Annotated in this window: 33 protein-coding genes and 1 pseudogene; 16 read left to right on the plus strand and 18 right to left on the minus strand. The window is 57.1% G+C overall.

All coding sequences use genetic code 11. The features are described 5' to 3' along the window. Positions 1-209 precede the first annotated feature (209 nt). From ACODNH_RS02765 to ACODNH_RS02800, 8 genes are all read left to right on the plus strand, one after another. Positions 210-1,604 (plus strand): permease, encoded by a 1,395-nt coding sequence (locus ACODNH_RS02765; protein WP_004594620.1) that lies wholly within the window; start codon positions 210-212, stop codon positions 1,602-1,604. A gap of 125 nt (positions 1,605-1,729) precedes the next feature. Next, entirely contained in the window at positions 1,730-2,329 is a 600-nt protein-coding gene (locus ACODNH_RS02770) for a helix-turn-helix transcriptional regulator (protein WP_011222408.1), read from the plus strand. Between the two features lie 168 nt (positions 2,330-2,497). Continuing rightward, positions 2,498-2,818: a hypothetical protein gene (locus ACODNH_RS02775; RefSeq protein ID WP_004594618.1), complete on the plus strand. Its 321-nt coding sequence runs from the start codon at positions 2,498-2,500 to the stop codon at positions 2,816-2,818. Between the two features lie 57 nt (positions 2,819-2,875). Beyond that, the gene (locus ACODNH_RS02780; RefSeq protein WP_004594617.1) at positions 2,876-3,229 is read left to right on the plus strand and encodes an SHOCT domain-containing protein; all 354 of its coding nucleotides are present in this window, start codon (positions 2,876-2,878) and stop codon (positions 3,227-3,229) included. Between the two features lie 95 nt (positions 3,230-3,324). Then, the gene (locus tag ACODNH_RS02785) at positions 3,325-3,741 is read left to right on the plus strand and encodes a DUF302 domain-containing protein (protein ID WP_004594616.1); all 417 of its coding nucleotides are present in this window, start codon (positions 3,325-3,327) and stop codon (positions 3,739-3,741) included. Positions 3,742-3,744: 3 nt separating this feature from the next. Next, positions 3,745-4,098 (plus strand): SHOCT domain-containing protein, encoded by a 354-nt coding sequence (locus ACODNH_RS02790; RefSeq protein WP_434530307.1) that lies wholly within the window; start codon positions 3,745-3,747, stop codon positions 4,096-4,098. A 123-nt stretch (positions 4,099-4,221) separates the two neighbouring features. After that, positions 4,222-4,530 carry a thioredoxin family protein gene (locus tag ACODNH_RS02795; protein ID WP_004594614.1) on the plus strand — a complete coding sequence of 103 codons (309 nt, stop codon included), beginning with the start codon at positions 4,222-4,224 and terminating at the stop codon, positions 4,528-4,530. A 19-nt stretch (positions 4,531-4,549) separates the two neighbouring features. Further along, positions 4,550-5,296 (plus strand): plastocyanin/azurin family copper-binding protein, encoded by a 747-nt coding sequence (locus ACODNH_RS02800; RefSeq protein ID WP_004594613.1) that lies wholly within the window; start codon positions 4,550-4,552, stop codon positions 5,294-5,296. A 284-nt stretch (positions 5,297-5,580) separates the two neighbouring features. On the opposite strand, the gene ACODNH_RS02805 is transcribed toward ACODNH_RS02800, so the two are convergent. The 8 genes from ACODNH_RS02805 to ACODNH_RS02840 all read right to left on the minus strand — a co-directional run bounded on the left by ACODNH_RS02805 (position 5,581) and on the right by ACODNH_RS02840 (position 10,859). Beyond that, complete coding sequence (locus ACODNH_RS02805; RefSeq protein WP_004594612.1) at positions 5,581-6,333, minus strand: ABC transporter permease; 753 nt, start codon at positions 6,331-6,333, stop codon at positions 5,581-5,583. Next, entirely contained in the window at positions 6,330-6,851 is a 522-nt protein-coding gene (locus tag ACODNH_RS02810) for an ABC transporter permease (RefSeq protein WP_244515092.1), read from the minus strand. Before ACODNH_RS02810 ends, ACODNH_RS02805 begins: the two co-directional genes overlap by 4 nt. Before the next feature lie 209 nt (positions 6,852-7,060). Next, entirely contained in the window at positions 7,061-7,684 is a 624-nt protein-coding gene (locus ACODNH_RS02815) for an ABC transporter ATP-binding protein (RefSeq protein WP_004594610.1), read from the minus strand. A gap of 216 nt (positions 7,685-7,900) precedes the next feature. Next, positions 7,901-8,503 carry an AsnC family transcriptional regulator gene (locus tag ACODNH_RS02820; RefSeq protein WP_434530308.1) on the minus strand — a complete coding sequence of 201 codons (603 nt, stop codon included), beginning with the start codon at positions 8,501-8,503 and terminating at the stop codon, positions 7,901-7,903. A gap of 59 nt (positions 8,504-8,562) precedes the next feature. Further along, a complete protein-coding gene (locus ACODNH_RS02825; RefSeq protein ID WP_011222411.1) occupies positions 8,563-8,703 on the minus strand; it encodes a YHS domain-containing protein in 141 nt (46 codons plus the stop codon). 349 nt (positions 8,704-9,052) lie between these two features. Next, on the minus strand, positions 9,053-9,805 hold the full coding sequence (locus ACODNH_RS02830; RefSeq protein WP_244621435.1) for a class I SAM-dependent methyltransferase: 753 nt from the start codon (positions 9,803-9,805) through the stop codon (positions 9,053-9,055). 135 nt (positions 9,806-9,940) lie between these two features. Continuing rightward, entirely contained in the window at positions 9,941-10,312 is a 372-nt protein-coding gene (locus tag ACODNH_RS02835) for a hypothetical protein (protein WP_004594606.1), read from the minus strand. A 52-nt stretch (positions 10,313-10,364) separates the two neighbouring features. Next, the gene (locus tag ACODNH_RS02840) at positions 10,365-10,859 is read right to left on the minus strand and encodes a DUF411 domain-containing protein (protein ID WP_004594605.1); all 495 of its coding nucleotides are present in this window, start codon (positions 10,857-10,859) and stop codon (positions 10,365-10,367) included. A 456-nt stretch (positions 10,860-11,315) separates the two neighbouring features. Here ACODNH_RS02840 and ACODNH_RS02845 point away from each other — a divergent pair, with 456 nt between their 5' ends. After that, positions 11,316-12,314, plus strand: a complete 999-nt coding sequence (locus ACODNH_RS02845; RefSeq protein ID WP_434530309.1) for a universal stress protein — start codon at positions 11,316-11,318, stop codon at positions 12,312-12,314. A 205-nt stretch (positions 12,315-12,519) separates the two neighbouring features. Here ACODNH_RS02845 and ACODNH_RS02850 read toward each other — a convergent pair whose 3' ends face one another. From ACODNH_RS02850 to ACODNH_RS02880, 7 genes are all read right to left on the minus strand, one after another. Continuing rightward, positions 12,520-12,867 (minus strand): hypothetical protein, encoded by a 348-nt coding sequence (locus ACODNH_RS02850; protein WP_434530310.1) that lies wholly within the window; start codon positions 12,865-12,867, stop codon positions 12,520-12,522. Positions 12,868-12,873: 6 nt separating this feature from the next. Then, on the minus strand, positions 12,874-13,407 hold the full coding sequence (locus ACODNH_RS02855; RefSeq protein WP_004594602.1) for a DoxX family protein: 534 nt from the start codon (positions 13,405-13,407) through the stop codon (positions 12,874-12,876). A 319-nt stretch (positions 13,408-13,726) separates the two neighbouring features. Continuing rightward, on the minus strand, positions 13,727-14,902 hold the full coding sequence (locus tag ACODNH_RS02860) for an NAD(P)/FAD-dependent oxidoreductase (protein WP_434530311.1): 1,176 nt from the start codon (positions 14,900-14,902) through the stop codon (positions 13,727-13,729). Positions 14,903-14,930: 28 nt separating this feature from the next. After that, positions 14,931-15,932 carry a DUF63 family protein gene (locus tag ACODNH_RS02865; protein WP_004594600.1) on the minus strand — a complete coding sequence of 334 codons (1,002 nt, stop codon included), beginning with the start codon at positions 15,930-15,932 and terminating at the stop codon, positions 14,931-14,933. Next, the gene (locus ACODNH_RS02870; RefSeq protein WP_004594599.1) at positions 15,929-16,153 is read right to left on the minus strand and encodes a DUF7123 family protein; all 225 of its coding nucleotides are present in this window, start codon (positions 16,151-16,153) and stop codon (positions 15,929-15,931) included. The genes ACODNH_RS02865 and ACODNH_RS02870 overlap by 4 nt, the downstream gene beginning before the upstream one ends. 17 nt (positions 16,154-16,170) lie before the next feature. Next, positions 16,171-18,777 (minus strand): heavy metal translocating P-type ATPase, encoded by a 2,607-nt coding sequence (locus ACODNH_RS02875; RefSeq protein WP_004594598.1) that lies wholly within the window; start codon positions 18,775-18,777, stop codon positions 16,171-16,173. A gap of 94 nt (positions 18,778-18,871) precedes the next feature. After that, on the minus strand, positions 18,872-19,462 hold the full coding sequence (locus ACODNH_RS02880) for an AsnC family transcriptional regulator (protein WP_049986206.1): 591 nt from the start codon (positions 19,460-19,462) through the stop codon (positions 18,872-18,874). A gap of 134 nt (positions 19,463-19,596) precedes the next feature. Between ACODNH_RS02880 and ACODNH_RS02885 the strand changes: the two genes are divergently transcribed. Both ACODNH_RS02885 and acnA read left to right on the plus strand, forming a co-directional pair. Continuing rightward, complete coding sequence (locus tag ACODNH_RS02885) at positions 19,597-19,794, plus strand: heavy-metal-associated domain-containing protein (RefSeq protein ID WP_049938510.1); 198 nt, start codon at positions 19,597-19,599, stop codon at positions 19,792-19,794. A gap of 71 nt (positions 19,795-19,865) precedes the next feature. Continuing rightward, positions 19,866-22,648: pseudogene (gene acnA / locus ACODNH_RS02890) on the plus strand (aconitate hydratase AcnA). Positions 22,649-22,716: 68 nt separating this feature from the next. Here acnA and ACODNH_RS02895 read toward each other — a convergent pair. Further along, positions 22,717-23,217: a CBS domain-containing protein gene (locus ACODNH_RS02895; protein WP_004594590.1), complete on the minus strand. Its 501-nt coding sequence runs from the start codon at positions 23,215-23,217 to the stop codon at positions 22,717-22,719. Between the two features lie 184 nt (positions 23,218-23,401). Here ACODNH_RS02895 and ACODNH_RS02900 point away from each other — a divergent pair, with 184 nt between their 5' ends. Beyond that, on the plus strand, positions 23,402-23,851 hold the full coding sequence (locus tag ACODNH_RS02900; RefSeq protein ID WP_095638030.1) for a universal stress protein: 450 nt from the start codon (positions 23,402-23,404) through the stop codon (positions 23,849-23,851). Positions 23,852-23,862: 11 nt separating this feature from the next. Here the strand turns inward: ACODNH_RS02900 and ACODNH_RS02905 are convergent, their stop codons facing one another. Both ACODNH_RS02905 and ACODNH_RS02910 read right to left on the minus strand, forming a co-directional pair. After that, entirely contained in the window at positions 23,863-24,261 is a 399-nt protein-coding gene (locus ACODNH_RS02905; protein ID WP_049986209.1) for an SHOCT domain-containing protein, read from the minus strand. 30 nt (positions 24,262-24,291) lie between these two features. Further along, a complete protein-coding gene (locus ACODNH_RS02910) occupies positions 24,292-24,852 on the minus strand; it encodes a DoxX family protein (RefSeq protein ID WP_095638029.1) in 561 nt (186 codons plus the stop codon). 114 nt (positions 24,853-24,966) lie between these two features. Between ACODNH_RS02910 and ACODNH_RS02915 the strand changes: the two genes are divergently transcribed. From ACODNH_RS02915 to ACODNH_RS02930, 4 genes are all read left to right on the plus strand, one after another. Further along, positions 24,967-25,317 carry an ArsR/SmtB family transcription factor gene (locus tag ACODNH_RS02915; RefSeq protein WP_095638028.1) on the plus strand — a complete coding sequence of 117 codons (351 nt, stop codon included), beginning with the start codon at positions 24,967-24,969 and terminating at the stop codon, positions 25,315-25,317. 3 nt (positions 25,318-25,320) lie between these two features. Continuing rightward, a complete protein-coding gene (locus ACODNH_RS02920; RefSeq protein ID WP_434530312.1) occupies positions 25,321-25,689 on the plus strand; it encodes a DUF7521 family protein in 369 nt (122 codons plus the stop codon). A 43-nt stretch (positions 25,690-25,732) separates the two neighbouring features. Continuing rightward, on the plus strand, positions 25,733-26,128 hold the full coding sequence (locus ACODNH_RS02925; RefSeq protein WP_004594583.1) for a hypothetical protein: 396 nt from the start codon (positions 25,733-25,735) through the stop codon (positions 26,126-26,128). A 147-nt stretch (positions 26,129-26,275) separates the two neighbouring features. After that, on the plus strand, positions 26,276-26,473 hold the full coding sequence (locus ACODNH_RS02930) for a heavy-metal-associated domain-containing protein (RefSeq protein ID WP_004594582.1): 198 nt from the start codon (positions 26,276-26,278) through the stop codon (positions 26,471-26,473). Positions 26,474-26,585 lie beyond the last annotated feature (112 nt).

Raw genomic sequence — 26,585 nt, forward strand, 5'->3', positions numbered from 1 at the left:
TTAGCCTCTAATACGTCGGCGTGATTTAATCAGATTCCCCTTTTGAATCTGAAGTCGGATTCCGTGGAGCTTGTGGAGGTTTGCAATGTTTTCCCCTCTTCACGATAGATCATCTATGGCCGACGGTTACGATGCCATAGTACTGATACCCTCATAGGCAGTATATTCTAACCAAAACCGCAATAGATGATCCCTACAATGATACACCTATGCAGGCGACGATAATCGACGGAGTTCTTGAATCCCTTCGTATCGGTGTCGGATTTCTCTGGACGGCGGCGTGGGCGATCATCATGGGCCTCACGATTACGAGTCTCGTCCAGGTCTACGTCTCGAAGGAGCGGATGGCACAGGTGCTGGGTGAGGGCGATCTAACTGGACTTACCAAGGCGACTGTGTTCGGAGCAGCAAGCAGTGGCTGTAGTTTCGGCGCCGTCGCCATCGGGAAGGGCCTGTTCAAGAAGGGGGCGCACGCGGTGAACTTCCTCGCGTTCATGTTCGCGTCGACGAACCTCATCGTCGAACTAGGGCTGATGATTCTCATCCTGCTTGGCTGGGAGTTCCTCGTCGCGGAACTGCTCGGCGGCCTGATTCTCATCGCCGTCATGGCCGCCATCGTCCACCTCACGCTTCCCGAAAACCTGTTTAACGAAGTCCGCGAGAAGCTCAACGAGCGCGACCGCCAGGCGGGCGTCACGGAAGATCCCACCTGCGGGATGGAGGGGAAAGACGAGTACACGCTCACGACCGACGGCGGTGAGACGCTCAAATTCTGCTCGGAGGGCTGTATGGAGACCTATCGCCAGGAGACGTCGAGTAGCGGCGGGTGGCGTGACGAGTTGCTGTCGTGGGGTGGCTGGTACAAGGTCGGGAATCAGTACCGCAAGGAGTGGTCGATGATCTGGAAAGACATCGTCGCCGGCTTCCTTATTTCTGGGTTCGTCATCGTCTTCGTCCCGCAGTGGGTGTGGAACACGCTGTTCATTCAGGGCGACGGCCTGCTCGTGACTGCCGAGAACGCCGTCATGGGCGTCATCATCGCCGTCCTCAGTTTCGTCGGCAGTATGGGCAACGTCCCGTTCGCCGTCGCGCTCTGGGGTGGTGGCGTCAGCTTCGCCGGGATCATCGCGTTCGTCTACGCCGACCTCATCACCGTGCCCGTCCTGAACGTCTACCGGAAGTACTACGGCTGGAAGGTGATGCTGTACATCCTCGGCGTCTTCTTCGTCACGATGGCGTTCACCGGCTTCCTCATGGAGCTGCTGTTCGACGCGCTGGGTATCGTTCCAGATCTGGCGGGCGGCGAGACGGCGACTGAACAGACGTACTTCGAGCTCAACTACACGTTCTACCTCAATATTATCGCCTTTGCGCTCTCCGGGTTCCTTCTGTATGTCTACCGGCGGGGACTCGGCGCACCAGGTCAGTATCGAGATCCGGTGTGCGGGATGCGAACCGACGATGAGGGCCCGAGTGCGTCCCACGATGGGACGACGTACTATTTTTGCTCAAAGAAATGCAAGCGTACGTTCGAAGAAGAACCAACGGAATTTACTAATCAAAGCCCGCAAATATCGAGCCACGATCACGATCATGACCACTGATGATCGCACTGTGGTTCATCCGCTGTGATGGGGTTCATCATCACAGTTTCAATCCGCAATTGTCACACCTACTGCGCTCAAATAGACGGTATGAATAGTCAAATCCCGCAACTCGGGGCTGTCATATGAATCGCCGTCGAGCAGATACTGTCGTCGGTGTGCTTCTCGGGTTCGTTCTCCTGGCCGGCGGGGTACTCAGTTGGCGGGCCTATCAACAGCGTCGGGCTATCGAGCAATCGATGGGGTCAATGATGGGTTCATCTATGGGAACGATGCACGGCCCAGACCCCCTCTGGTACGTGGTTGGAACCCTGCTGGTTGCTGGCGTTATCGGTGGCGTCTATTACGTGGTCCGGGGAGAACTCACCGATCCAGAAGTGGCCGACACAACGGCGCCTGTCGATCCTGCACAGACATCGGCGGCAACAGCTACGTCGATGGATGATGACGCTGCACCGGCGACGTCTATCAATCCTGAATCGGACCCCCAAGCACGCGTTCTCGATCTCTTACCGGATGATGAACGACGCGTCCTCGAACCCGTCCTGAACTCCCCCGGAATCACGCAGATTGAACTTCGGGATCGATCTGAGTTCTCGAAGAGTAAAGTAAGCCAGACCGTGAGTTCACTCGAGGAGCGAGGTCTGCTGTATCGGGAACGACAGGGTCGGACCTATCGTGTGTATCCGAGTGATGACCTTCGGCAGCAACAACCGGGAAAATAGTCGCTATCTATCGGGCGCTCTCCCTCTCGAATTCCGTAGGTATGAACGGTCTCCCTCGAGCAAAACGGTTAGAAGATGTTATAGACGTTCTCGAACGTTCTCCTGTATGGATTCACACCCATGTCGATAACTCCCGAGCAGGCCTACGAGTAACCGAGGAGAGAGACAATGACCAACTTCAAACTCGGCCGGTGGCTGCTCGTGGCGCTCGCGATTGTCGGACTCGCGTTCGCCGCACCGGCAGTCAGCGCACACGACAACGCAACGACCGCTGACGACGCGCCTACGGACAATGCCACCGCAGATGAATGGGCCACTTGGATGGAGGCACAGATGACCGAACACATGGGCCCGGGTAGCGTCGAGTGGATGGAGTCGCACATGGGTGTGACCGTCGACGAGATGGCCCAGGACATGGCTGACGGGGAATACCACGACGGGGCTGACGACGGCTACAACGGCGGGATGTACGGGCAGGGCCACTGCTGACGGCTCTGGCCGTTTCGATCGCTCCAATCGAACACCACAACTCACCAACGCAAGATAATGACGCAACTCACCACTCACATCGGACGCACTGCTCGGCGACTCGCGATCCTCGCCGTCCCGCTGCTAGTTGCGGCGACTGGACCGGCTGTTGCCCACGGTAGTGGGAGCTACGGCGGCGGCATGATGGGGGGCGGCTGGGGCCTCTTCGGTGGAGCGATGGGGCTCTGGGGGTTCCTCTGGATGGGGCTCCTCATCGCCGTTCCGCTCTACATTGTCTATGCGCTCCTCAATCGAGGCTCCGGTGGGAACGAAGAGCAGTCGCTGTCGGTTCTCCGTGAGCGCTACGCCCGCGGAGAGCTCTCGGATGACGAATTCGATCGGCGGCGAGAACAGCTCGAACGCACCGGATGACTGGAGCAGCTGCTGTTCCAGCCGATACATCATATTCCCAACGGCCGCCGTTGCGGCACCCAACCGTTAACCCCGTAGACGGGGTATGATACTTCATGGAATACACAATACAGACTTCAGTCACCGGTGAGTTCGACGACGTCGTCGACACGACGATTGCGGCGCTCAAAGACGAAGGATTCGGCGTCCTCTGTGACATCGACGTCCAAGCGACGCTCGAGGAGAAACTCGGCGAGGAGTTTCGACAGTACTGCATCCTCGGTGCGTGCAACCCGGGGCTGGCACACGAGGGCCTGAACGAAGAGATCGAACTCGGCGCACTCCTCCCGTGTAACGTCATTGTCTACGAAACCGACGGCGGCGAGGTCATGGTGAGTGCCGTCGACCCACAACAGCTCGTCGGCATCGCCGACAACGAGGCACTCGACTCGATCGCGAACGAGGTCCACGACCGGTTCGAACGCGTTCTCGCCAGCGTCGCGGACGAACTCGAATCATCGACCGAGATCTGAACCATGACATCATCAAACCAACTCGACACCACAACCATCGTCCTCCTCATCCTCGGGGCGATCATCGTCCTCCCCTTGCTCACGATGGGGATGGGATTCGGCGGGATGATGGGATACGGTGGAATGATGGGTGGATACGGGACGACCAGCGGCTGGTGGCCACTCGTCGGGATGCTCGTCCAGCTGGTCTTCCTCCTCCTCCTGCTCGGTGGCGGATATCTCGTCTTCCGTCGCGTGACGGCATCGCAGTCGTCGCGGAATCCCGCAATGGAGGAGCTGCGTATGGCATACGCCCGCGGAGATTTCACCGAGGAAGAGTTCGAGGCGCGTCGGAACAAGCTCGAACGCTCGGAGTGACGGTCCGACCACCAACCTCCGGCGTTACTCGCGTCCGGCCCCTTGGAATCCGAAATCTGTTACCCTCACAGCTTTCGGATGTGAATAGAAGTGTGCTAAAAGCATAAGACCATACTAGCTACTATGACGGAAGTTATCCTGTTCACACAGGAGACTTGTGGAGCGTGCGCAACGCAGCGAGAGAAAAACGAGGGTATCGAAGATGCGTATCCGGATGTCGAGTTCCGGGAGGTCGACATCCAGACCGATCTGGAGACGGCCGAGGAGTACGGTGTCCGAAAGACGCCAACGACGCTCGTGTATGCAAACGGGGAACAGACGGCCGAGTTCATCGGCATCGTCGACCGGGACGAATTGGAGGCTGCCATCGAGAGCGCCGGCCAGCAATCGCCCGGACTCACGAACCGGCTCGCCAGCATCATCCGTGGATAACAGAAGCCAACCAGCTACAATGACAGACTACAGTAGACGCCAGTTCCTGGGAGCGCTCGGTGCTGGCACAGTCGCGAGTGCGGGATTCACCCAACCAGTCGCCGCACAGGAAACGCCCGTCGTGAAGATGGGCAACAACTACTTCGACCCGATCGGGCTCCACGTCGAACCTGGCACGACCGTCCGCTTCGAGATAGCAGCCGGAGCTCACTCGGCGACGGCCTATCCGGACCGCGTTCCCGCCGACGCCACCGCCTTCGACAGCGGGACCATCTCGCAGGGGAGCTTCGAGCACACGTTCGAGGTGCCCGGAACGTACGACTACTACTGCATCCCTCACAAGACGGTCGGCATGGTCGGTCGCATCGTCGTTGGTAGCCCTGGCGGTCCAGCTGAAGACAGCCCGATCCCGGACGGCGAGGTCCCAGACAGCGAAACGATCGTCCAGAACGGCGCCGTTGCCGTCGGCTCGGACGTCGACGGCAGTGGGAGTACCGATGGCGGAATGATGGGTCCAGGGATGATGCACGGCCGGAACGGTGGATGGTTCGGTGGGCTGCCGTTCGTCGGCGGGGCACTCGGGATGCTGGGGCTGGTCGGCGGCTTCCTCTACTGGGCAATGGGTCGAGGCGATGCACCTCCAGAGAGTGACGATTCCGCTATGGAAACCCTCCAACGTCGTTACGCACGAGGCGAGATCGACGAAGAAGAGTTCCAGAAGCGTCGTGAACGGTTGGAGACTGGGAGTGAAGACCCATCTCGGTAAGGCGCGGTGTCGTCGCCATTTCTACACGCCTGAGGTCCCTCGCTCAGGAGTCCTTCGAAGACCTGTTCCTACGCCGCGGCACTTCTCCGCGGAACGTAAGCCGCACTCATCGGTGCCCAGAGAACGAGGGACACAGCAGCAACCAGAGTCCACCGAACCGTTTGCCCGATCAGACGGTCGTAGTGAAATCCGAGTCAAACTATCCAATTGAGCGAAGCTGGATATAGTGCTGTTTGGGTCTTCTCCCCTACAGTTACCGGAGTAAGTAGTCTACTGGCCTGATCTTACTTCTCCTGTGTAATTCGGTAGTAGACGCCGATTGTGAGGACAGCTACGAGGAGGAGGTATCCAGTAGCCCACACCAATGAGAGAGTCGTATCTACGTCCGTTGTGAGTCCGGTATCGACCATCACACGGACGGGCCAATAGCCGGGGAGTAGTTTCATCCACCATTCGGGCTCGGACTGGATGAACAGCGGATCCTGGAAGAGTCCGATATCGAGCATCGGGAGAATCAGCATTAGCCACATCCCGGCTAGGCGGTCGAAAACGGCCCCGACGAGCATCCCGATGAGACCATACGTGACCGAGACGACGAGCATCGCTGCGACGAACCACCAGAGATGCTCAGGCTGGAAATCGACGAGCATCACACCAACTGAGACACCGGTGACGATGAGAGTAATTGCTGCGAGAACCCCAAACCGGGCAGTGATTACCTGTCGTGCACGATAGCCGGCGACTGCCAGACGACCGTCCGTGTCTTTGGCTTCTCGCATCAGGAACAACCCGGCGAGTCCGGCGATGAGGGCGCTCGTAATCGGCGTCATAATCACGCCGTGGACCTCAGGCATCCCTCGCATGACCGTCACCGTCTCACCGTCGACGAGCGTCCGAACCGGCATCTCGACGTCCTGGGTGACTGCGAACGCCAACGTGATGAACGAGACCGGTAGGACGACCAGTAGAGCGACGAGGACGTAGTTTCGCGCCTGTTCTTTGATGCCGATTGTGAACGCCGTTGTCGTACGACTCATGCGGACCACCCACCACTGGTGCGCATCGTCACTCCGAACACTGCGGTGACGAGTACAAGCAGGACTAGGAGGTATCCGGCGACGAAGCCGAGATCACCCGTCGTATATGTGCCTTGGAACATCGCCTCCTGAAGGAGTTCCTTTGGATGATAGAGCGGGAAGTATTCCACGAACTCGGGAACGTCGGCGGCCAGCGGACTGTCGCCACTGAGGAACGCATCCATCATTGCAAGGAACACCACGACGAGCGAGCCTTCGAACAGTCGTGGAAGGAGCGCCCCGACGAGTGCGCCAAGAAACGCATAGACGAGGCCGGCAAGTACGAGGAATACGAACGTCAGGACAGGGGCTCCCGGTGAAATCGTCAGCCAGAGAACGCCGTAGTTTACGGCAGCCACGACAACGGTCACTCCTCCGAGCGCCGCTAATCGAGTCGCAAGCAGTGTTCGGGGTGGATAGCCTGTCTGAACGAGTCGCCGATCGGCTGCACGCGCACTAATCATCTGCGCGAGTCCCATCAGGCCGGCAATGATGGCGACCCCGAATATCGCTCCGAGAAGGCGACCTGAGCTCGATCGGAATCGCCTCGACCGTCGGCATACTTGGTAACCCAGCCATTGCTTGTCCCCAGCCTTCGATAACGACAATCGGAAGGAGAAGTGCTAGGACAACATTCAGGGGGGTTCTGAGGAAGGTGGAGACGTTCGCCCGAATCCCCGTCCAAACCCTATTCATCGGTCTCTTCCCCCCGTTCACTGGCCGTTGCATCAGTCTCGCCTTCCTGGTCAGTCACGTCGTAGACCTGTCCGTCACGAACCTCATAGATGCGGTCGAGACGACTTTGCTCTTCGATCAGGTGTGAAATCATCGTGACAGCTGTTCCGTCGGCAGCGAGTTCCTCGGCGAGATCCCAGAACGTGAGATACGTTTCCCAGTCGAATCCAGTGTAGGGCTCGTCCAGCATGAGGACGTCCGGATCGTGCATCAGGGCGATACTGAGATTGATTTTCTGCCGGTTTCCACCACTGAGTTGGTCGATTCGGTAGTCAAGGTACTGCTCGAAATCGAGTTTCGACGCCAAGCGGTGTTTGGCCTCGTCGATTTCTTCGGCGGTCATTCCGTATCCGGAACCGAACAGTCGGAACGTCTCTCCGACCGTCAAGCGGTCGTAAAGCAGTGGTTCCTGTGGACACCAGCCAACGGTTCCCGTCCGTTCGACTGTTCCGGAATCCTGTTCGAGGACACCGACGAGGATGTTCATGAGCGTGGATTTGCCCGACCCGTTCGCGCCGACGATCCCGACGATTTCCCCCGTCCGAATTTCGAGATCGGCATCGGTGAGGACGGTCACTGACCGCGTAAATGGAAAACTCGATCCGTACGTTTTTTCAATCTCATTAGCACGGACGAGTACCTTGTTGCTTGTAGCTTCTCCTTTGGTGGTTGTGGACGCTTCCATAGGTGTATACACACGCTTCTAATTCACTGCGATTACTGTTTCAAATCAAAACTATTTGCAGCAAACTCGTAAGCAATCAGGAATTGAGTATACAGCTAATGCTAGACTCTAAGCATCAGATTTCTCTTGACTTTCTGTATACTGTTCCCTATACGTTGTTTCACAGTTCTCACTGCAAAACTGCTGGAGTGAACCACCGACACGGGTGGCTAGTCCGTCTTCACCGACAGTGGTTCCGCAATTTGCACATTTGAGTGCGGATTCAGTCCCCTCGGCATACGCTGATTGAGCAGCGTTCGACAGCAGTTGTACGTCGTATCGCCGCACGTCAGTCAGTGGTAGATATTGCTGCGCCCAGTTTCCGACTGTATTCCGCGGCGGCGTCGCAACAGCTACGATTTCGCCCACCGCAGTTGTGAATACGTGTTCTACGGCTGGGGTCTCGAGGATCGATTCTCGAAGAGAATCCGTCTTTCCGAGCTCAGGCTGGAGGCGTACCATGACGTGTATCCGGTTTTCGTACTGTGTGAGGTCGAGATCAACGGTGAATCGACGAATGACATCTTCTTGCTCCAACTGACGGACGCGTGCTGAAACGGACGGGGGTGAAAGATTTACAGCCTCAGCAATAGTGCTGTAGGGTCGTCTCGCGTTCTCCGCTAAAAGACGGAGGATTTCGCGATCCGTGTCGTCAAGTTCTGGTTGGGTCATCGAAAGGCGGAATGGGGGTGGGTGTGGGGGAGCTACGACGCAGGTGTGGGGTGTGACGGTTAGACGTACTCCTCCGGTGTCGAGGTGAACGTCTCCTTGCAGCCCTCGGCACAGAAGTAGTACGTCTGACCGTCGTACTCAGCTGTGGCCGCCGGATCACTTTCATCGACGTCCATTCCACAGACTGGATCAGTTGCCATTCGGTTTCACCCCACATCAATGGTACGAGGGCCTGAATCAAGCAATTTGTTCTTAGCAATCCAAAGTCGGGATACATAGCGATTTGAGCCGTGCTGCACGGTTTGGCTTTTCTGACTCCACAATCAACGGTTAGTACCTCACAATCCCGAACTATCGTTCGAGTATACCAACGGATTCCTATCTGTGTCCTATATAAATACTGGAGTCTGAACCAATTCTAAACCTATGGGTCACGATCCACCACACGACAATCACGAGCAGTGAAGACCCCACAGGTCCATCCAAATTCGTGGATGCTCAAGCGTCGACGTGACGATCCGATTCTTTCTTGCGCCGTGCAAGTAGCAGTCAAGTAGTCTCTAGTTCCGCAACGAAGATAACGTGTCGCAGGAACGGCAGCGCGTGGTGAGCCTTCCGTACCTGCTCAGTAATCGCTGGGGGATCGAGATCATACGCTCCTAACAGTCGTTCAATGAGAGCCCGGAGCGGGCTCGTGAGTAGCTGGAGGTACAGCGTCGTCCACTTTCGGAAGCGTCCGACGCTGTGTTTCGTGATATCTTCGACCGCTTTGAGCTCAAAGCTCGTCTCGTCGAGAGCAGCTTTGTATCCTTCAACAGTACCCAAGGACGGCATATCCCACGCATCCGCAAATGAATCGACCAATCTCCGTTCCGTTTCAGTCACGTCTGACTGCATCACGAGATCGGAGACTACGAGAACCCCCTCGGGTTCGAGGGTATCTGCGACTGTAGCGAAAACGCGATTCCGCTCGGGGAGGTATACGAGTGCGTCGATGGCTGTACACGCGGTAAACGAGTCCCTGGTAAACGGGAGTTGTGTCGCGTCACCGATGATGAACTCGGAATCGAGGTGCTTACCCCGTGCGTTCTCGGTTGCCATCTGGATGTTGTACGGAACGAGGTCGACACCAGTGACGTTGAAGCCGAACTGATAGGCGAGGTGGAGGGCTGGACCCCCCGACCGCAGCCGACATCGAGGAGGCGCACTCCGTCGGTTGTGGGTAGATGCGACGCGACCCTTGAGCCGACTTCCGTGACGAGGCGACGTTGACTCGAACCGGCTATATGTGGCTGGTACCACTCCGAGTAGCCGAGATTGAGGAACTCGTCAGTATCGAACAGGAGGTCGAACGCCCGCCAGATATCGGCTCGCTCGCCGCGGTAAGAAAACTGGTCGGTGATTCGGTGGCGGAGAGTACTCTGATCCATCGGCCACCTACTCGAGTTCGGAAACCTCCGAATAGCAGTACTCGGATTCGTCGCAGTACGCGAGGTCGGCACACCCGCGAGGACGCTGGTAGTCGATTCCCTTGTGCCGTCGGAGATACGTCACGTATCCGTCGTCGACGCGGTCCAGGATGTCGTGACAGATCCACTTCTCCCTAACCCACGTAGTGCCCAGATTTCGGTACGGACACAGGAAGATCGTCCGTTCGACCGAATCAACCTGTGGCGTCTCGACGATCCGGACACCGACAAGGCGATAGGCGATGCGAAGACGGGTAACGACCGATTCTGGCGTATTCGCGCCGAGGAAAAGGACGTATGCAAGCACGTATCCGAGATCGTGGAGGAGTCGTCGAATCATTGTTTAGGGTGTCGACTGCCGTCCCAAAGTATCTTGACCAGGTGTTTTCTGTTCAGATTTCGGTGTACACGTCACCTGTCTTTCCGCCGCCGAGTTTGTAGACGGTGAATGTGTCGGACTTCGTCCCGCCCATCCCCGGCGATCCAGCCGGCATCCCGGGCAACGCGATGCCGTCAATCGCCGGCTCTTCCTCGAGCATCGTCGCGATAACCTCGGCAGGAACATGTCCTTCGACGACGTACTCGTCGAGGACGAGTGTGTGACAGCTCTGTAGATCCGATGGAATACCGTGTTGGCGCTTGAGATCCGTCACGTCCTCGGTTTCGGTTTCCCCGAGCGTCGTGTCGAGCTGTTCCCGCAGGTACGACGCATATTTTCCACAACAGCTACAGCCTGGTGAACTGTATTGTTGGGCGTTCGTCACCGCTAGCGTTCCCTCGATATCCCACTCATCCCCACTCGATGACCCCAAACAACCGGCGGTTCCGAGTGCGACTGTCGTCGCACCGACCCGTAGTAGTTCGCGACGAGTTACGGCCCGTTCCATATGCTCGTCACTTGGCTCGGAAGTATTCAATTGTACGTCGACCTTTCCTGTGTATTGAGAACGGATTCAAGCACGACGGGGAAGGTGACTTTCAGTTCTGAGGAGGAAACCCCAAAGGTCAGAGTCCCGTATTCGTCTCTATGTGGCGACCCTCATCGGTCGAGGGTGCTGCCGTGACGGTTTTCCGTCAACGAGCATATCGGCCTTAAATTGCGCCCAACATGACCCAGAGCATGACTCGTCGCACCGACTCCGACACTTCACTCCTCGAAACTGTGGGAAATACGCTCTCGTCGAACTGATGCGACTCCAAACGACGTCTCCACTCTTTTCGAAATAGACGTGCTATAGCGAGTTACTTGCGATAAAAGCCTCAAGTCACCACCCCAGAGACTGTTCTCCCGGTTTCGATTCTTAACAGAAAGCACGGTAAATCGTCGTTACGTATAGATATGTATGAACTCCCCCAGCCATCTAGAAGTTCGAGAAGGTGCGGACATCAACCTGTACAACCAGATCCTCATTCCACTCTACGGAGCTGATATAAGGGACTCAGTGGTCCAATATGGCCTATCACTTGCAGAAACGTATGATGCGGCTCTCCACGTGTTATATATTCAAGATGAGGAACGCACGGAGGTGGAATCCGATCAAGTCACTAAACAAGAGGAATGGGACGCAGCAGCGGTAATTGAACCCGTGGTGGATCAGGCCCACTCGCTCGGACTCAATGTGATACCAGCAGTGGATAGTGGGCACTCTCCAGGTGTTATTCGGGAATACGCTGAGGAGAATGATATCGATTTGCTTGTCCACCAGAAACCTACACAGACTAGATTAGCACGAATTCTCCGGAGAGACGTCTCCAGCCACATCATTCAAAATATCTCTCTTCCTGTCTTGACGATACCTGATATGGATCCCTCTGATCCGGTAGGAGAGTTATCTACTAGTCAGTTCACAGATATTCTCGTGCCTACGGATGGATACGACGAGGCATCTGTGGCCTTCAAACATGGGCTACAAATTGCTAAACGGTATGATGCAACCCTACATGGACTTTTTATCATTTCCGAACAGTCCTATTCGAGTCGGCCTGGATTCACGTGGGAAGAGGTCACTGACTCTTGGGAACAGCGGGGAACTCGGCTCTTGGAGGACATTACGGAGAAGGCAGCGACCTTGGACGTTCCTGTCCGAACTACGTTGAGCTTTGGTCAACCTCAGCAGGAGATTCTCAAATACACTGAGGTGACTGACATCGACCTTGTTACAATGGGGACACGAGGATTGACTGGCATTCGTCGGCTATTACAGGGAAGCGTCGCAGCTCAAGTGATCGAGGAAGCAGATTACCCCGTTCTAACGATTAACCGAAGGACAGCTGAATTGAAAAAACACCCGTACACCTTTCTTCGAAAGACAAACCAGAATCGGAAGTCAAGGATATATTGAAATATTATTTGTAATATACTAATTTCAGTCTTAAATTCGGAAATTCTAATTGCGTATTAATCCCCGTTTCTTCTACCAAACCAAAGAGTGTTAAGTTCGTTCTGCTGAATAAAGCGCGCGTACTGACCAGAAGGAAAACCAAGAAACGACAGGGCTACTCCTGAAAATCGTGTTTGTCTTCACGTTTAGGTGCATCAGATGGACGTTAGTGCGAGCAACGCGAAAAGTTAACTGGCAAATGGCTCCACGGACTGAGTTGTTGAACTAGCTCGTCCATGCCGGATGGGGTTTGGCCCGTAGTCGATCCCGACGGTGCCGACCCTGCGGCAAACTTGTAAACGGCGACGAGTCCCCAAATCACCAAGCCGAGCAGGATGATGCCCGCCCTAATGTCGATGGGGACCACTGCAGCGTGTTCGATTGCTCCCTCGCTATCGACTGGGTGCCCGGCTCCCAGTAGCATGTCGAGCAGGCCGATCACGACGACGCCCAAGACAACCAGGCCACCGCCGACGTACATGGCGATTTGGTCTGCCGTTGATAAGTCACTCATTGGTAGTCACCCGAGGAGTTTCCGTAATCGCGTGTTCTCGAACAGTTCCATCTCACGCAGGCGGTTATCGACTGCCAGGACGCCGCCCGCTCCAAGTGCCACAATGGTTCCGAAGACCATGATCCCAAGGAGTTCACCCGTGACCATACCGTTGGCCCAGCCGCCACCGTAGCCGTTGATGAAGTAGAAGAACAGCATCATGAAGGCACCAAAGAAGGCGGCGGTCCTCGTGAGGACACCGAGTATCAGCCCGAGACCGATGGCGGTTTGCCCAAGCGGTACCGCCACGTTGACGAACGCCAACAGGATGCCGTCGCTGAACGGCGTGACGAAGGGGGCGAGAATCGTGCCCTGAGCGGCTCCGCCGACGAACCAGCTGGCGTCGAAGGGCCACGCCCAGATTTTGTCAAGGCCAGCGTGGAGCATCCACCACCCGGCGGTCAGCCGGAGCAGCAGGATCCAATACGACAACCAGGCTCCCGAGACCGAGAACGACGTCTCGGTTCCGAGAAAATTCGTACGGATGGATTGAGTTGACATGGCATACTTCACCTCACGGCTGATTTTGTCAGATGTAGTAAAAAAGATTGATGGTGTTCGTGATTTCTAAGAGTCGGGGCTCATTTCAGGAACGCGGATATCCGAGGTGAGTTGGATGATTCTCAAGAAGGAATTCGGTCACCCTCTACGGACTGATTGTGTGCTGGGGCGTGTAAGCGGGAACACTGATGAAGCCGAGCCCACCGAATTCTGGATCTCGGAAAATTCGCTTGAGGGACTCCATTTGCTGATTTAATCCTCTGTACTTACCGATCCTCCCAGTAGCTAACAGATTCTGAGAATTTAACTCGAGCGGATGTCAATTAATCAACTCCCATTGGTTAGTCATTCCTCCATAGACACGGTTTAAAACTCGTCGTCTCGAGAAAATACGGGCAAACAAAACAGGGTGGCGGAGGAGACGCAGTAGAACTGTACTCGGAGACCGGTCAACGTCTTCAATATCGATCCCGGCAGCGGCACGAATTGCTGCTCCCAGAACCTTGGGATTACGAGTTTCAAGAAAGTATCTCACAACTGTGGCGAAAATGTACTCCGTTTTCATCCTCTGATATAAACTGTCAGGAAAATTGTGTAATTGGCCGCTGTTAGCCAACTCTGCGGCCAAGAATCCCGATTCAACGGCCTGTGAGATCCCCTTTCCGGTGAGTCGGTTTGCGATACCTGCAGCATCACCCACCCGTACGACGGAATGCTCCGGTAGATAGGTTCTGTCGGGATCAAGGCTTGGTCCCTCGGGAATGATTGCGACGTTCGTCCGTTCCTGCGACGGGACTGGCCACCCATTCCGCTTACAGGCTTCCCTCAATGCCTTCATATAATCACTAGGCCGGTCACTGACCGTCCAGCCGATACCAACGTTGGCTCGTTGCGATGTCTTCGGGAATGCCCACGAGTACCCTGTATAGTTCTCCAGAATTATCCGGCTGTTCGGGTACAACTCGGTGAAGTCCCCTTCGACATCACTGTTAAGCGCTACCATATATCCTGAATACTCGTTGGTTGTTCCGAGCGCTTTACTAGAGAGTGATGGCTGACCGGTTGCATCAACGACGAGATCATACTCATCGGTGAACTCGTGGAAATCTGTCCGTGTGATAGACTGGTTTTCGTGGATGTCAACACCCTTCTCTGAGAGTTGTTCTGCCCAGGACTGCTCAACGACATTTCGGTCCGTTATATATGTATCCGCAGCAGGAAAGGTGCCGGCTCCAGTGCGGTGGCGATCGGCGTCGATTCCGTCATACACCTCCACTTCCATCGCTGGCAGCGGATTGAGAAAGCCGTTCTCTACAGTCGGCTCGAGTGGGATCTTCGATACCGCTGTCATCGCTTCTCCGCAATTAACGCGTTTGCTATCGTAGGACTGCCGCTCATATAGTTTGACGACGAATCCAGCGTCGTCGAATCCAGCAGCTGCTGCAAGCCCGGCCATCCCTCCACCTATTACCGCAATTTTGGACGTTCGTGTCATCGGTTTTTGCCAATCTTTGAGGCCATCGTTAAGCTCCCAACAGCATCCGAAGTGACCCACGAACGCCCATCGGGAGTCCGATCGCTCCGATGAAGAACGTCATAAGCCACCACCACGTGTGATTCATCTCCTCTTTCGCATCGGCGAGATACCACACGATGCCGACAGTCACGACGAGTTTCAGCACGAACGTCGATCCGGAGAATCCAGTCGCCTGGTACACGAGATTCGTCACGACCAGCTTTGGGGAGTAGCCGAGGAACGTCACACCGATGAGATTCTGCGCAGCGTCCCACAACTGGCCGAAAACGGCCAGCAGAATTAGCGGGTGTCGAAGGTGTGTGATATTGACGAAACTCGCGCCCCAGTAGTAGAGTGCGGTTACGCCGAGCGCTATCCCCGTCGTCGCGACAGGAACCCATAGGCGGAGTGGGGTCGATGTCGAGAGGCCGTGCCAAACAGCCCACCAGACGGCCCCGACAGCCCACACCGACCCGACGAGCCCGACTGTTAGCGGGATAGATCCGATATTTTGGTCACGCAAGAGTGCACCGACACCGAGCGCGAGGATGGTGACAGCGGTGACGACGATGTAAATCGATGGCGTGATGAACCACACCGCGTAGTCCCCGAGCAGCCCGAGATCCTCGAGGGCGCGCATCGCCCCACCTGCGATGATGATCGGAGCGAACCCGTAGGCCAGTCGTGCGTCGAACGTGACGTCGAGTTGGTCGAGATACGCACGTAGTCCGGGGAGGCTGTATACGACTGCCGCGAGGTAGATTACCGTGTTCACCGCGTTGTAGCCCTGGACAGCACGAACCCCCTCGTGCGTGACTGGCTGACCGGCCGCATCGGCGACGACTGGTCCCCAGAGATACTGCCAGATGAACCGGTCGTAGACCAACGTCGGAAACACGAGGATGCCCCCACCGAGGAGGACGAGCGGGGCCAGCAGGTACAGCGCCCACCACTCGCGTGAGCCGGTCTCCGGAAGGACAGTCTCGACGCGGCGGGTGACAGTACTCACGACCCGTTCACCTCCAATCGCCACGTCGTGCTTTTCGAGCGCCCCCACTGTTCGAGTGAAACGATTGTGAGTTCGTCCTGGAGCTGGCTGAGATACTGCGCGACTGCCTTGGGAGATCCGTCGAGGTCGCTGGCAATCTCGCGAGCCCGGAGGTATGTCGGTTCGCTACTGGCTGTCTCGACGAGGTACCTTCGAACCGTGTGCCGGGAAATATTCGACATTGATCTAGAGGTGACGGTTAGCGAAGAAATCCGAAGAGCTTGTAGTCGTGATCGGGGGTGTACCGCCGGAACAGGAGACTGTTCGTCAGCACCGACACCGACGAGAACGCCATTGCTGCTGCAGCGAGCACGGGCTGGAGGAGGCCGAGCGACGCTAACGGAATCATCGCCGTGTTGTAACCGAGCGCCCACACGAGGTTCTGTTTGATCTTCTGGAGTGTCGCGTCTGAGATTCGGATCGCCTTTACCACGTCGAGCGGGTCGTCTCGCATCAGCGTGACGTCTGCAGCTTCGATGGCGACGTCGGTGCCGGAGCCGATTGCTGTCCCGACGTGTGCGACCGCGAGTGCCGGAGCGTCGTTGACGCCGTCACCGACCATCATCGCCTGCCGGCCCTCGTCTTGAATACTGTCGACCGCGTTGGACTTGTCCTCAGGAAGGACTCCTGCGCGGACGTTCTTCGGGTCGATACCCACCTGTTTAGCGACCGCACGGGCAGTTCGCTCGTTGTCGCCCGTAATCATCATCACGTCAACTCCCCGCTCTTGGAGTGCTGTGACAGCCTGCTTGGAGCTTTCCTTCACTGTGTCGGCGTCGGCGACCACACCCACGAGCTCCCCCTCGTAGGCGACCAGCATCGCCGTCTTCCCCTCGTTCTCGAGGCGTTCCATCGTCTCCTCAGCGGGAGAGGGGTCGATCCCGTTGTCCCGCAGCAGCTTGCGGTTGCCGACCAGCACCTCGCTGTCACCAATGACTGCTTTGATCCCGTGGCCCGGAACGTTCTCGAAGTCGTCAGGCTCAGTCACGTCCAGGCCGCGTTCTTCGGCCCCTTCGACGATTGCACGGGCGAGCGGGTGTTCGCTGCCGCTTTCAGCTATCGCCGCCAGTCGAAGCACATCATCCTCTGAGAGGCGCTCACGGGTGCTGAGCTGTCCACCATCTGGGGTCGGCTCGCCACCGTCAGTCACCACATTTCCATCGCTATCAAAGACGACCACGTCGGTGAGTTCCATTTCACCCTCCGTGAGGGTGCCCGTCTTGTCGAAGACGACCGTGTCGACGTCTTTTGCGCGTTCGAGGATGTCACCGCCCTTGAACAGGACGCCGTTCTGGGCACCAATCGTCGTCCCGACCATCGTCGCTGCGGGCGTCGCCAGCCCCAGCGCACAGGGACAGGCGATGAGGATCGAGGACGCGAAGACAATTATCGCGAACTCGAAGACTGAAACGGTCCCACCGACCGGGGCCGGGCCGCCAGCAACCTGACCCCACAGCGGGAGCCAGTCGACGAAGCCAGCGAGAGCCTCGGGGAACAGGAACCAGACGACACCCCAGAGAAGGGCGTTCGCGATGACCGCAGGCACGAAGTACGCGGAGATGCGGTCGGCGAGATTCTGGATGTCGGGCTGGCGCGACTGGGCCTCCTTGACTGTCTGGACGATCTGTTGGAGGGCCGTGTCTTCTCCAACCTTCGTCGCCTCCACGACAAGGACGCCGTTCTCGTTAATCGTCGAGCCGACGACCTCATCGCCCTCCTCTTTCTCGACAGGCACAGATTCGCCAGTGACCATTGACTCGTCGACGGCAGACTGACCGTCGACAACGACACCGTCTGTGGGAATCTTCTCACCTGGACGAATTTTCATCCGGTCACCAGTTGTGACCTCTTCGAGTGGAACTTCTTCTTCACTGCCGTCCTCGCGGACAATGGTCGCCGTTTCGGCTTCCATTTCGAGGAGCTTTCGGAGGGCCTCACCCGCTTGGCCCTTCGACCGAGCTTCGAGATAGTTACCCAACGTGATGAACACGAGGATGAGGGCTGCCGTGTCGAAATAAAGTCCACCTGCAATGAGTTCAGCAAGGACTGCCACAGAGTATAGATAGGCCGTTGTTGAACCGATCGCAATCAGCACGTCCATATTGGCGCGGCCGTTCTTCACGATCGCCTTGTACGAGTTCTTATAGAACGGCCAGCCGAGGATCGCCTGTACCGGCGTGGCGAGGAGGAACTCAACCCAGCCAAGTTCCACACCGAAGACGGCTTCAGGGACGATCGCGCCACCGAGCAGATAATTGTCGATGAGGAAGAAGAGCAACGGTGCCGATAACACTGCCCCAAAGAGGGTCAACCTGAGTTGTTTCCGAGTTTCGGCTTGACGGGCGGCATCTCGTGCGTCCTGGCCCGACTCTTCGTCGGCACCATCTTCGCGGACGGGCGAGTAGCCAGCCTCCTCGATAGCATCGTACAGCGCACCAATAGATACTTCCGCAGGATTGTAGGTGACCTGTGCTTCGTCGGTTGCGTAATTGACCTCCGCATTAACGACGCCCGGAATATTTTCAAGAGCGGTTTGGTTGGTCTCGGCGCAGTTGGCACAGGTCATATCGGAGATGGCAATCGTTACCGTCTCAGAGACTGCGCCGTACCCGGCCTCGTCGATCGCGTCGTAGATTTCTTTGAGCGATACCTCTTCAGGGTCGTAGGTGACGGAACCCTCGTCGGTGGCGAAGTTCGCATCCGCCTCCGATACCCCGTCGAGCGATTCGAGAGTGTCCTGGATCGTCGCCGAACAGTTGGCGCAGGACATTCCCGTGATATCAAGATGGATTGTTTGGCTTGTCATGCTTGTTCTACTATACGGGGTCTAGGTTTAGGCGATTTACTGCTTCGAGAGGCGGGGTTTCGACTGCAGGAAAATTTGGATTCCAAAGACAGCGTTACGCTCCCTCTTCGAGTCGCTGATACCGATCGTCGAACCGTGTGAGACAGGACGGACAACAGAAGTGATAGATCTCTCCGTCGATTCTCGTCGTTTCACCTTGATTATCAACGGTATTGTTACATTCAGCACAGGTGAGTGCAAATTCGACGCCATCAACGGACGGCGTCCATTCAAGCTCGTCAATTAGTGTGACGGTGTAATCTGCTACATCGATCTCGTTAAAGAGTCCATCTACCCACTGACGTACGTTCTGGGCTTCAACACGGGCATAGAACCAAAGATCTCCTTCGGAGGTCGTGAAGACGTGTTCAACGCCATCTGACTCTCGAGCCCGCTCGCGGGCGGCCTCCAACGACGCTGAGCCGATTTCGGCCTGAATAAATACCGGTACACCAGCTCGGAGATGAGCCCGGTTGACGTCAATCGTGAAGTTGTTAATGATGCCAGCTTCCTGTAATCGCTTTACCCGGTCAGAAACGGCTGGCCCCGACAAGTCGACCTCCTCGCCAATATCGCTGAACGGGCGGCGGGCGTCATCAGCGAGTAACGAGAGGATTTCTAAGTCGGTTTCATCCAAATTGCGCATACGACCGCTTCGTCTCGCAGGATACATTATTGTTGCCCACAACACACCTTCGAAATCGGTGATCTAGGGCTGCGACAACATTGGATTCTAAGCAGAAAACCACATAGAATACTCGCCCCTATCTACGAATGGATATGACTCAGACAATCACCGTCGAAGGAATGACCTGTGAACATTGCGAGCAGACCGTCGAAGAGGCACTCGAAGAAGTTGAGGGGGTTACGTCCGCTACTGCGGATCGTGACTCAGAATCCGCGACGGTCGAGGGGTCCGCTGAACGGGATGAGCTTGTGACTGTGGTCGAAGACGCTGGATACGATGCCTCTGCGTAACAAATCCCGATTCTCGTCGAATCGGATTCGGAGAGGGATTGATACGACTGCCAATCCCAGGTGTAGATACTATGACTGATACACTTCCGTTCGATGCCGTCCGCGAGCTCGACGTCGACGGGACGACGTACAAGATGGCCGATCTTCGAGCACTCGAAGAGCAGGGGCTCTGTGACCTCGACACGCTCCCTGTGAGCATCCGTATTCTGCTTGAGTCGGTGCTCCGGAACGCCGACGGCGAAACTGTTACTGCAGCGGATGTCAAGAATGCTGCTGGCTGGAAGCCAGACGTACCGGACGCAGAGGTTCCGTTCTCTCCATCACGAGTCGTCCTACAGGATCTCACTGGCGTGCCCGCAGTTGTCGACCTGGCGGCCCTTCGATCCGAAGTCGACCGCAAAGATCGGGACCCGACCCTGGTCGAACCAGAGATCCCTATTGATCTCGTAATCGACCACAGCGTCCAAGTCGACTACTTCGACTCCGAGGACGCCTACGAGAAGAACGTCGAACTGGAGTACGAGCGCAACGCCGAACGGTATCGCGCGATCAAGTGGGCGCAGAACGCCTTCGAGAACTTCAACGTCGTCCCGCCGGGGACCGGCATCGTGCACCAGGTGAATCTCGAGCATCTGGGCCGGATCGTCCACGCCCGCGAGCGAGACGGTGAGAAATGGCTCCTGCCGGACACACTCGTCGGCACGGACAGCCACACCCCAATGATCGGTGGCATCGGTGTGGTCGGCTGGGGCGTCGGCGGCATTGAAGCGGAAGCGGCAATGCTTGGTCAGCCGGTCACGATGAAACTTCCCGAGGTCGTCGGCGTCCGCCTCGAAGGCGAATTACCCGAGGGCGCGACGGCGACGGATCTCGTGCTCCACATCACCGAACGGCTCCGCGAGGTCGGCGTCGTCGACCGGTTCGTCGAGTTCTTCGGTCCTGGTGTGGAGAATCTCACAGTCCCCGACCGGGCCACGATCGCCAATATGGCGCCCGAACAGGGCTCGACGATCAGTATGTTCCCGGTCGACGAGCAGACGCTCGAGTATCTCGAACTCACCGGGCGTGACCCCGCCCACATCGACCTTGTTCGCGAGTACCTCGAAGCGCAAGGGCTATTCGGAGAACAGGAACCGGAATACACCGAGGTGGTCGAGTTCGATCTTTCGACTGTTGAGCCGAGTCTCGCCGGACACAAGCGGCCACAGGACCGGATTCCGATGGGGGACGTGAAACAGAGCTTCCGGGGACTTCTCCACGGGGAGTTCGAAGACGACCTCGATGATGTCGACGAAGACGCCCTACAGCGGTGGCTCGGCGAAGGTGGTGCAGCTGGTGCGGAGACCGACGGCGGTGTTCAGGTCGAACCCGAATCGGAACTGCACCCGTTAACCAAACGCGTTGAGGTCGACCTCGACGGTGAGACAGTGGAAATTGGACACGGAGACGTCCTCGTCAGCGCCATCACGAGCTGTACGAACACTTCGAACCCGTCGGTGATGATCGCTGCTGGTCTGCTTGCCCAGAACGCCGTCGAGAAAGGTTTAGATGTCCCGCCGTACGTCAAGACGAGTCTCGCACCCGGCAGTCGTGTCGTCACGCAGTACCTCGAGGAATCGGGCCTGCTTCCGTATCTCGAAGAGCTCGGGTACGCGGTCGTCGGCTACGGCTGTACCACTTGTATCGGGAACGCCGGACCACTTCCTGATCCCATCGAGCAAGCGATCGACGACCACGACCTCTGGACGACGAGCGTCCTCTCCGGGAATCGGAACTTCGAGGCGCGTATTCACCCGAAGATCCGCGCGAACTACCTCGCGAGCCCGCCGCTCGTCGTCGCCTACGGCCTCGCAGGGCGGATGGACGTCGATCTCGAGAACGAGCCGCTAGGCACCGACGAGGAGGGGGATCGGTGTATCTGGCGGACATCTGGCCCGACGCAGCGGACGTGCAGGCAGCAATCCACGAGAACGTCTCTCCTGAGATGTTCGAGGAGAAGTATGCCTCTGTGTTCGAGGGTGACGAGCGGTGGGCTGCTCTCGACGCGCCCACTGGTGACGTCTACGAGTGGGACGACGACTCGACATACATCCGAGAGCCGCCGTTCTTCCAGGACTTCCCGGTAGAGAAACCCGGCGTCGCCGATATTGAGGATGCACGCTGCCTGCTGACACTCGGCGATACCGTTACGACCGACCACATCAGCCCTGCTGGCCCCTTCGGATCTGACCTCCCTGCCGGCCAGTGGCTGCTCGATAACGGCGTTGAGCCGCACGAGTTCAACACCTACGGCGCGCGCCGGGGCAACCACGAGGTGATGATGCGGGGAACGTTCGCCAATGTCCGCATCGAGAACGAGATGCTCGACGATGTCGAGGGTGGCTATACGATCCACCACCCAACCGACGAGCAGACGACCGTGTTCGAAGCCAGCCAGCGCTACCGCGAGGAGGGAGTCCCGCTCGTCGTGATGGCAGGCGAAGAGTTCGGTACCGGCTCCAGCCGGGACTGGGCGGCGAAAGGAACGGACCTACTCGGTGTTCGCGCAACCATCGCCGAGAGTTACGAGCGCATCTACCGCGACAACCTCGTCGGCATGGGTGTGCTCCCCCTGCAGTTCGATGATGGCGACTCGTGGGAATCTCTCGGTCTGGATGGGTCTGAGATCTTCACGATCCACGGCCTCGATGACGGGCTCGATGTGATGGACGAACTGACCGTTATCGCCGAGCGCGCGGACGGGTCGACTGTCGAGTTCCCGGTCACAGCACAGGTCGGCACGCCGGCCGCCGTGACCTATATCGAACACGGCGGCATCCTCCACTACGTCCTTAGACGGCTCCTCATGCGATAATCTCTCTCAACTGACTCTATTTCTGGAAGCACAAGCAACACGAAAAACTTTGAGTCCAAATTAGCGTTTCAATCGTGCGTAGACTCTGTTCGGATGATGCCCGCTACGTTATCCATCTGAGCTGAAACGTGTGCGCTCTCACCAGCAACATGCGTAATTAAATCGTCCAGAGTGATCATCCCGATAACGCTCCCGTCTTCAACAACCGGGACGTGTCGAGCACCCGCTTCGTTCATTTGTCTCAGGACTTTTGGAATCTCAGCATCTGCTGGCACAGTAAGTGGGTCACGCGTCATCACGTCAGCAGCTCGTACGTCGTCTCCACTCGTCTCGGCTGTGAGCACACTTAACTCGCTTTCCTCGGTGAGCAGGTTAGCAATCAGGTCTCGATCGGTGATGATACCAGAGATCTGATCGGATTCTTCGACGACCACGTACCTGGCACACCGCGATTGGGAGATCATCGTGTGAGCGATCTCGGCAACCGTGGCGTCAGGCGTGACACGGGCGACCGACTCATCAGCAATACGACCAATGTCCATCCGGAGGTCAGTTGGTCTGGTACCCATGCTAATCAGTACGACTCATAACAGGAAATAGCTTAGCATCAGCTGGTCGTCATAGAAATCCTCCACTCTTCAACCCTGAGAGACGACAATCTCCAAACTTTGTGAAGTTACAAAAAGTGTTACCAGCTACGCCACTATCCAAGAGCGCTGGCTTTTATAATCTAGTCTCAATAAGTAAAGAGAAATGTACGATACGGTTTTGCTCTCGACTGACGGGACAGTTGCTTCTGAGGAAGCTGAATCCCATGCTATCGCGCTAGCAGAGGCCCATAATGCCGATCTTCATGTTCTGTATGTAGTCGATGAGGACGTCGTAACAGCATACAGCGGTGACGAGTACGTTGATGAAGCCGAGGGCCCAGAACATGGCCTCGAAGAACTTGGAACGGAAACAATCGCAGACATCCAATATAAAGCGAAGGAGGTCGGTGTCAATGTTGTCAAAGCAATTGAGCACGGCCGACCGGCTGAGACGATTGTACGGTATGCTGATGTCGAAGATATGGATCTACTTGTACTTGGAACGAAACACCGGCCGGAAGAATACCGGGCCTTGCTCGGAAGCGTGACCGACCGCGTCCTTCGATTGACGACCCGCCCAGCGACCGTCGTGAAGACGGAAGTCGACGAATAGGGGAAGAACAGTCAGTAACGGCCGCCGTCAGGCGTGAGTCGGGCGCGCCGGCGTTCGAACTCCTCGTCGTCGATTTCGCCGCGAGCGTACCGTTCCTGGAGGACAGCGAGTGCGCTATCCTCGGTGGGGCCGTCCGATGGCGACCGCGTTGTCAGCCAGTAGACGATGTAGACGGGAAGGGCGATCAGAAGTGCCATCCACAGCAAACCGATCAACATCATCCCCCAGCTCCATATTCCCCACCCGGCCATGTGACCATCATTCCACATCCCGTCATGCCAGTCCCACATCACTGTATCTGGAACAGCAGCGTGCGTCAGAGTCATTCCAATGATGACGGCTAGCGTCAGTGCTCCGATGACGATGAGTCCCAGAGAACGAATCCCGCGTGCTTGAATTGGATTTTGCATTATTGTACTCCTGAAGAGAGTTCGGCGTGGTTAGCCGAGGATGTATTCGAGGGCGGGGTAGCGCTCGACGAGCGCTTCGCCGCCGATCTCGTACTGTTCGATGTACTGGTCGAGACCCAGGATGCGGCCCGCAGCGAACGCGGCGACCGCGAGGAACACGAGCATGTACGCGAAGTCCCCGTTGATGAACCCGTGGCCCATGTCCCAGTTGCCGAAGTAGAACATGAGCATCATGAGCGCGCCGAAGAACGCCGCGAGGCGAACGAACGCGCCGACGAGCAGGCCGAGGCCGATGAACAGCTCGCCCCACGGGACGGCGATGTTCGCGAACTCGACGAACCACGGCGTACTACCCATCCACGCGAACAGGCCCGCGAGCGGATTCCCGTTCGTCGCCGCGACGTTCGACAGGTAGCCGCCAGCGCCGAACTCGCCGGTGATCTTCGTGAACCCAGAGTACGCGAACGCGTAGCCCATCATGAGACGGAGCGCGAGCACGAACCACGCACTGAGACTGTGAACTTTCCCGCCGACGGTCAGACCGCCGACTCTGCTCTCGAGCTGATTCATGCCGGAGTCGAGTGTGGACATAGTTATTGCACCTTCAACTATCAGTACGGAGGCAGAGACGATATAACGGCGAGCCGGCGTTCTGAGTCAGAAAATCGGCGGGCTATATTACGCTCCTGTCGCGAGTAGAGACGTGTGACCGAGGAGTCCGACCCGTCGGAAATCTTCGCTACACTCGACGACGAGTACGCTCGCGACATCCTCGTGGCGACGAAGACCGACCGACTGTCTGCGAAGGAACTCAGCGATGAATGTGACATGTCACGCCCGACCGTCTCGCGCCGTGTCACCCGCCTCGTCGAGCAGGGCCTCCTCGAAGAGTATACGCACGTCGACCCCGGAGGACGGCACTACAGCGAGTACGAGGCTCGTCTCGAACGTATTGAAGTCCTCCTCCAGGCAGAGGGCTTCGATGTCCAGATCGATGTCCGGGCGGACCCCGCCGACCGGATTACGACCATCTTCGAGGAGATGCGGGGAGACTGACTTATGGAACACACGCTATTCGTCATCGGCAAACTGTTCACGACCGCGTTAGCACTGGTCATCGCATATCAGGCCTATCGCGGGTACCAACGACATCACACGCAGTTACTCCTGTACGTCGCCGCCGGCTTCGCATTGGTCGGGCTTGGCGGCCTCCTTGAAGGCGTCCTCTTCGAACTCCTCCAGGTGTCGATCTTCGAAGCAGGATTCGTCGCAGCACTCGTCACCGCAGCCGGGATGCTGTCTATCCTCTACGCCCTGTATGCCCCAATCCATAAGGATTCAGGACGCCCATTCGACAAGCGGCCTCTGCGCGTCGTGCCCGGTTCGAAGCCGCTACTGTTCGGACTCCCCTCGTTCTCGATAGTGTAGCGTCGCAGTGGGAGTTATATCCATATCGGTCGTACCATATCGTATGATTCGAACACTCGTCGGTGTCCTCGGCGCTATCTCAGCGCTGTTCCCGGACGAAATCGTCGAGCTCTTCGAGAAACTCGCGATTTCGAATCCAGACGAGGGAACAGTGAGAGGGTGGATACGTCCAGCAGTCCGGTCGGAGGGTGTTCTGATAGCTGCGCTTTCACTCTTTAACGGGCGAGCATACGCGTTGCTGATGAATCTTACCGGCGTGTTCGGCGCGATAGTCCTCTTATTTCCCGACCTGTATCAGAGATTTGCCACCGCGTTCCTGTACGAGCGTCCAGAGTCGATAGAATGGAACGAGCGATTCCGCTTGGGCATTCGGGCTATCGGCGCACTCTATGTCTTTTTAGCGGCGAAGACGTACAGGGAGCGTCACAACGATACTTGAGCCTTCTCGCTATTGACACCTGGCGCATCCGATGTCTAAGTTCGTTACGGCCGCAGGTATCACTTTGAATCTAAAGTTTGAGCCCCACGATATCAGTATGATCGAAGGGGAAATCCGCTAAAGAGAGGAGGCCGTGTGTATCCCTGTATGACGACGACGATCATCGTGGAAGGCATGACGTGCGGTCACTGTGAGCAGACGGTCGAAGAGGCCCTCGAAGAGGTATCCGGCGTGACTGACGTGACCGTCGACAGGGAGAGCGAACAGGCGAGCGTCGATGGTGAGGCAAATGTCACAGCTCTCGTGGAGGCCGTCGAAGACGCCGGGTACACCGCTTACGCCTGAGAATCGCGCGGACCACTCCGAGACAACGGCCAACCGTTGTCTTTGAAGCTTCGCTACGCTGGTCCTGCTGTACAGTTCAGTGGGGAAGATTCAGGGGGCCAGCGGATCCACC

This window comes from Haloarcula sp. NS06 (genome assembly GCF_051122755.1).
Taxonomy (GTDB): Archaea; Halobacteriota; Halobacteria; order Halobacteriales; family Haloarculaceae; genus Haloarcula.

Coding starts and splice junctions, on each gene's coding strand:
- ACODNH_RS02785 (WP_004594616.1), top strand. CDS start 3,325: ATGGAATACACAATACAGACTTCAGTCACCGGTGAGTTCGACGACGTC.
- ACODNH_RS02845 (WP_434530309.1), top strand. CDS start 11,316: ATGAACTCCCCCAGCCATCTAGAAGTTCGAGAAGGTGCGGACATCAAC.
- ACODNH_RS02920 (WP_434530312.1), top strand. CDS start 25,321: ATGGAACACACGCTATTCGTCATCGGCAAACTGTTCACGACCGCGTTA.
- ACODNH_RS02775 (WP_004594618.1), top strand. CDS start 2,498: ATGACCAACTTCAAACTCGGCCGGTGGCTGCTCGTGGCGCTCGCGATT.
- ACODNH_RS02860 (WP_434530311.1), bottom strand. CDS start 14,902: ATGACACGAACGTCCAAAATTGCGGTAATAGGTGGAGGGATGGCCGGG.
- ACODNH_RS02930 (WP_004594582.1), top strand. CDS start 26,276: ATGACGACGACGATCATCGTGGAAGGCATGACGTGCGGTCACTGTGAG.
- ACODNH_RS02855 (WP_004594602.1), bottom strand. CDS start 13,407: ATGTCAACTCAATCCATCCGTACGAATTTTCTCGGAACCGAGACGTCG.
- ACODNH_RS02805 (WP_004594612.1), bottom strand. CDS start 6,333: ATGAGTCGTACGACAACGGCGTTCACAATCGGCATCAAAGAACAGGCG.
- ACODNH_RS02870 (WP_004594599.1), bottom strand. CDS start 16,153: ATGTCGAATATTTCCCGGCACACGGTTCGAAGGTACCTCGTCGAGACA.
- ACODNH_RS02780 (WP_004594617.1), top strand. CDS start 2,876: ATGACGCAACTCACCACTCACATCGGACGCACTGCTCGGCGACTCGCG.
- ACODNH_RS02810 (WP_244515092.1), bottom strand. CDS start 6,851: ATGGGACTCGCGCAGATGATTAGTGCGCGTGCAGCCGATCGGCGACTC.
- ACODNH_RS02900 (WP_095638030.1), top strand. CDS start 23,402: ATGTACGATACGGTTTTGCTCTCGACTGACGGGACAGTTGCTTCTGAG.
- ACODNH_RS02910 (WP_095638029.1), bottom strand. CDS start 24,852: ATGTCCACACTCGACTCCGGCATGAATCAGCTCGAGAGCAGAGTCGGC.
- ACODNH_RS02895 (WP_004594590.1), bottom strand. CDS start 23,217: ATGGGTACCAGACCAACTGACCTCCGGATGGACATTGGTCGTATTGCT.
- ACODNH_RS02770 (WP_011222408.1), top strand. CDS start 1,730: ATGAATCGCCGTCGAGCAGATACTGTCGTCGGTGTGCTTCTCGGGTTC.
- ACODNH_RS02850 (WP_434530310.1), bottom strand. CDS start 12,867: ATGAGTGACTTATCAACGGCAGACCAAATCGCCATGTACGTCGGCGGT.
- ACODNH_RS02905 (WP_049986209.1), bottom strand. CDS start 24,261: ATGCAAAATCCAATTCAAGCACGCGGGATTCGTTCTCTGGGACTCATC.
- ACODNH_RS02800 (WP_004594613.1), top strand. CDS start 4,550: ATGACAGACTACAGTAGACGCCAGTTCCTGGGAGCGCTCGGTGCTGGC.
- ACODNH_RS02885 (WP_049938510.1), top strand. CDS start 19,597: ATGACTCAGACAATCACCGTCGAAGGAATGACCTGTGAACATTGCGAG.
- ACODNH_RS02880 (WP_049986206.1), bottom strand. CDS start 19,462: ATGCGCAATTTGGATGAAACCGACTTAGAAATCCTCTCGTTACTCGCT.
- ACODNH_RS02925 (WP_004594583.1), top strand. CDS start 25,733: ATGATTCGAACACTCGTCGGTGTCCTCGGCGCTATCTCAGCGCTGTTC.
- ACODNH_RS02790 (WP_434530307.1), top strand. CDS start 3,745: ATGACATCATCAAACCAACTCGACACCACAACCATCGTCCTCCTCATC.
- ACODNH_RS02825 (WP_011222411.1), bottom strand. CDS start 8,703: ATGGCAACTGATCCAGTCTGTGGAATGGACGTCGATGAAAGTGATCCG.
- ACODNH_RS02765 (WP_004594620.1), top strand. CDS start 210: ATGCAGGCGACGATAATCGACGGAGTTCTTGAATCCCTTCGTATCGGT.
- ACODNH_RS02835 (WP_004594606.1), bottom strand. CDS start 10,312: ATGATTCGACGACTCCTCCACGATCTCGGATACGTGCTTGCATACGTC.
- ACODNH_RS02820 (WP_434530308.1), bottom strand. CDS start 8,503: ATGACCCAACCAGAACTTGACGACACGGATCGCGAAATCCTCCGTCTT.
- ACODNH_RS02840 (WP_004594605.1), bottom strand. CDS start 10,859: ATGGAACGGGCCGTAACTCGTCGCGAACTACTACGGGTCGGTGCGACG.
- ACODNH_RS02795 (WP_004594614.1), top strand. CDS start 4,222: ATGACGGAAGTTATCCTGTTCACACAGGAGACTTGTGGAGCGTGCGCA.
- ACODNH_RS02875 (WP_004594598.1), bottom strand. CDS start 18,777: ATGACAAGCCAAACAATCCATCTTGATATCACGGGAATGTCCTGCGCC.